The sequence below is a fragment of the Synechococcus sp. Cruz CV12-2-Slac-r genome (assembly GCF_024346075.1).
Lineage (GTDB): Bacteria > Cyanobacteriota > Cyanobacteriia > PCC-6307 > Cyanobiaceae > Synechococcus_D.
In genome coordinates this window covers 1-2,998 of the sequence record NZ_JAGQEK010000185.1, presented here as the reverse complement: position 1 = coordinate 2,998, position 2,998 = coordinate 1, and the positions used below count along the sequence as shown (strand labels likewise).

The following is a 2,998-nucleotide window of genomic DNA, read 5'->3' as shown; positions in this document are numbered from 1 at the left end:
TTGAACCTCCAGGCTGATCTGTTCGCCACCGGGATTACTAATACGAAGCGGCAACTGCCAAAAACTGCGGCTTGAGCTGAACTTGGTTTGTGTTTTGTTGTTACCAAGCCACACCTCTCGGCTGCCAAACTGAGCCACTTTCTGCCCTGCAAAGTGCTGCTGGCAAGAAGAAATACAAACCAACATTGAAACTATCCCGGCTAACGGAAATAGCTTCATAGAGATCCAGCCCGTTGAGCAATCAAACGCTCCAGCAACCAGCTCACTAAAGATTGAGCCTCCCCTTCCTGCTTGTTGCCACTGCAGCGCTCCACCAACTCCACCGCACCAGTTGAGGCCCCTCTGCCAATCACCATTCGCCAGGGAATACCCAATAGTTCTGCATCCTTAAATTTCACACCCGCCCTTTCATTGCGATCATCCAACAACACATCTACTCCTGCTTTAAGGAATTGTTCGTAGAGGTTCTCCGCCAATTGCACCTGTTGCGAATCTTGAGCACTGGCAATAACAAGCACCAACTCAAAGGGTGCAATTGGCACAGGCCAGATGATTCCAGCGCCGTCGTGATGTTGTTCAACAGCCGCTTGGGCCAATCGCGACACCCCGATACCGTAACAACCCATCCATAAAGCTTCTTCCTGCCCCTGTTCATTAGTAAATCGGGCCTCAAGTGCTTCGGAATATTTACGACCCAATTGGAAAATATGCCCCACCTCAATGCCCCGAGTGGCCTGCAAAATTTGGCTTGGATCATGCAAGCAACGGTCGCCAGCCTGAGCTGAACGCAAATCATGCACCTCTGGTAGTGGCATGGTGCTCGAATTCCATTCCGCCCCCACCAAATGTTGATCCAAACGGTTGGCTCCACAAACAAACCGCACCAACTCAGCAGCACTGGTATCGGCGTAGCGAAGAAAATTTGGTGCTAAGGATGAGCCATCTAATTTACTGCCAAGCAGCACATTATCTGACAACTGAGGACCCACATAACCAAAGGGAATTAAACTGGCGTCAGCAAGAGATGCAATATCTAGTGGATTGATTTGCAACAAGCTACCCCACTTAGTTGCATGGGCCCTTGTGAGTAAATTACTTAATTTCACATCATTTAATTGTTGATCACCCCGCAGGCTTAGTAGTAATGGTTGCAAATGTCCGCTGCTGAAACGGGCCAGAAGCAACAACACTTTCACGGTTTGGTTTGGTTTAAACCCATTGCTTGAACAGATTCTTTCAATACTGGTTTGCCCGGGAGTATCAATAAGTAGACATTCAGCTTCGGGCAGAAGCTCAGCTTCAGGTGCAAGCGATTGGGCTTTTTCTTGATTAGCGGCGTAGCTGTTGTCGGGGCTCATCAAGATCAGGTCTTCCCCTGCTGCTGCGGAAACCATGAATTCCTTACTAGCTGAACCGCCGATGGCACCGCTATCTGCTTCCACCGCAAGCGACTGCACTCCACATCTTGCAAAAATACGTTTGTATGCGGCTTCCATAACTGCATAAGTGCTATCAAGATCGCTGCTACTGGCATGAAATGAATAGGCATCTTTCATGATGAATTCGCGGCTGCGCATCAAGCCAAAGCGAGGACGAATTTCATCTCGAAATTTTGTTTGGATTTGATAAAGAGTGGCCGGTAATTGACGGTATGAACGCAATAGATCTGCCGCCAATGTGGTTACAACCTCTTCGTGGGTTGGGCCGAGCCCCAGGGCTCGATCTTGGCGATCACGCAAGTTGAACATGATTCCTTCCCCATCTGTGTAACCAGTCCAGCGGCCGCTGCGTTGCCAAAGTTCAGCCGGTTGAAGTTGCGGCAGCAGGGTTTCTAGCGCTCCGGTGGAATCCATCTCCTCTCGAACAATCGCCGAAATCTTGCGCAATACCCTCCACATCAAAGGCAGATATGCATATATGCCTGATGCCACCCGACGGATGTAACCAGCCCGTACCAAAAGGCGATGGGAGGGAATTTCAGCTTCAGCTGGATCGTCGCGCAACGTCACCAAGAGCAAACGGGAGACGCGCATGAGGAAATTCGAGGCCGAATCGGAAGCTATCACCGAGCCGCGAAAGCAACTAAACAAAAGTCAATTATTTTTCGTTTTATAAGGTTCAATTCGGCACTAGACGAGCGAAAATCATCTGCTAACGTCTGGCGAAATCCCGTCTGTCTAAGAGCTGTCTCATGGTTGCCATATCTTCAGTGGCCTACAGCGTTGATAATTCAGAGGAGGTTATTGCCGCTCCTAGCAATGGCGATCAACTCACTTCAATCGACGATGTGCAGCGGGCACTAAATCGTTCAAGGGCATCTGTATACCGCTACACAAACACGGATCCACGCAACCTGAATCCTCCTTTCAACCCCCGCAAGCTCAATCCTGAATATCGCAGCGACCAAAAAGAGGCCCTGCTTTTTCATCCCAATGAAGTTGCCCGTTTTGCTCGCGATGTTTTGCGCATTAAAGAGGTAACAGTTGAAGTGCTTAATTCACCTCATTCAGCAACTCAGCAGCTCCTGGGCAGCATCCTTGAGGAGCTGCGAGATATCCGTCAACTTCTTACAGAATCAACGGGCACTCCTGCTACAGATCTGAGTACGCGAAGGGATCTGAAACGCAATGTTGCCTGATCCAAACCGAATCACTGCAGGAATCTCTTCTTGCTGCCATCATGGAACTGGTCAAATCCGGTAATCGGAATTGATTGTTGTTGTTTTCTTTGTATGACTCTCGGTTTAGAACCAGATGGTGAACAGAATGGAGAACCCCATAGTTGGGGCTTTAATCCTTTTGCTGAGTTAACCGGTTTAGGCATTGGTATTGCTTCCTTAGTACTACCCATTTGCTGCGTATTGGGGGACCAAATCATCCCGCTATCAACAAACGAATTATTTATTGGCGACGCATCGCCACCACTCCTTCGTATTGCAGCGCCTGAAAGACCCGGATTGGATCGCTAAATCCAGCAGCATTTAGTAAGGCGGATCGCC

Annotated in this window: 2 protein-coding genes; one reads left to right on the top strand and one right to left on the bottom strand. The window is 49.1% G+C overall.

Annotated features, from left to right (window positions below; genetic code table 11):
* Nucleotides 1–215: 215 nt before the first annotated feature.
* On the bottom strand, nt 216–2,033 hold the full coding sequence (locus KB557_RS10330; RefSeq protein WP_255133929.1) for a proline--tRNA ligase: 1,818 nt from the start codon (nt 2,031–2,033) through the stop codon (nt 216–218).
* A 158-nt stretch (nt 2,034–2,191) separates the two neighbouring features.
* Between KB557_RS10330 and KB557_RS10325 the strand changes: the two genes are divergently transcribed.
* Nucleotides 2,192–2,638, top strand: a complete 447-nt coding sequence (locus KB557_RS10325) for a hypothetical protein (protein WP_255133927.1) — start codon at nt 2,192–2,194, stop codon at nt 2,636–2,638.
* Nucleotides 2,639–2,998: the final 360 nt, after the last annotated feature.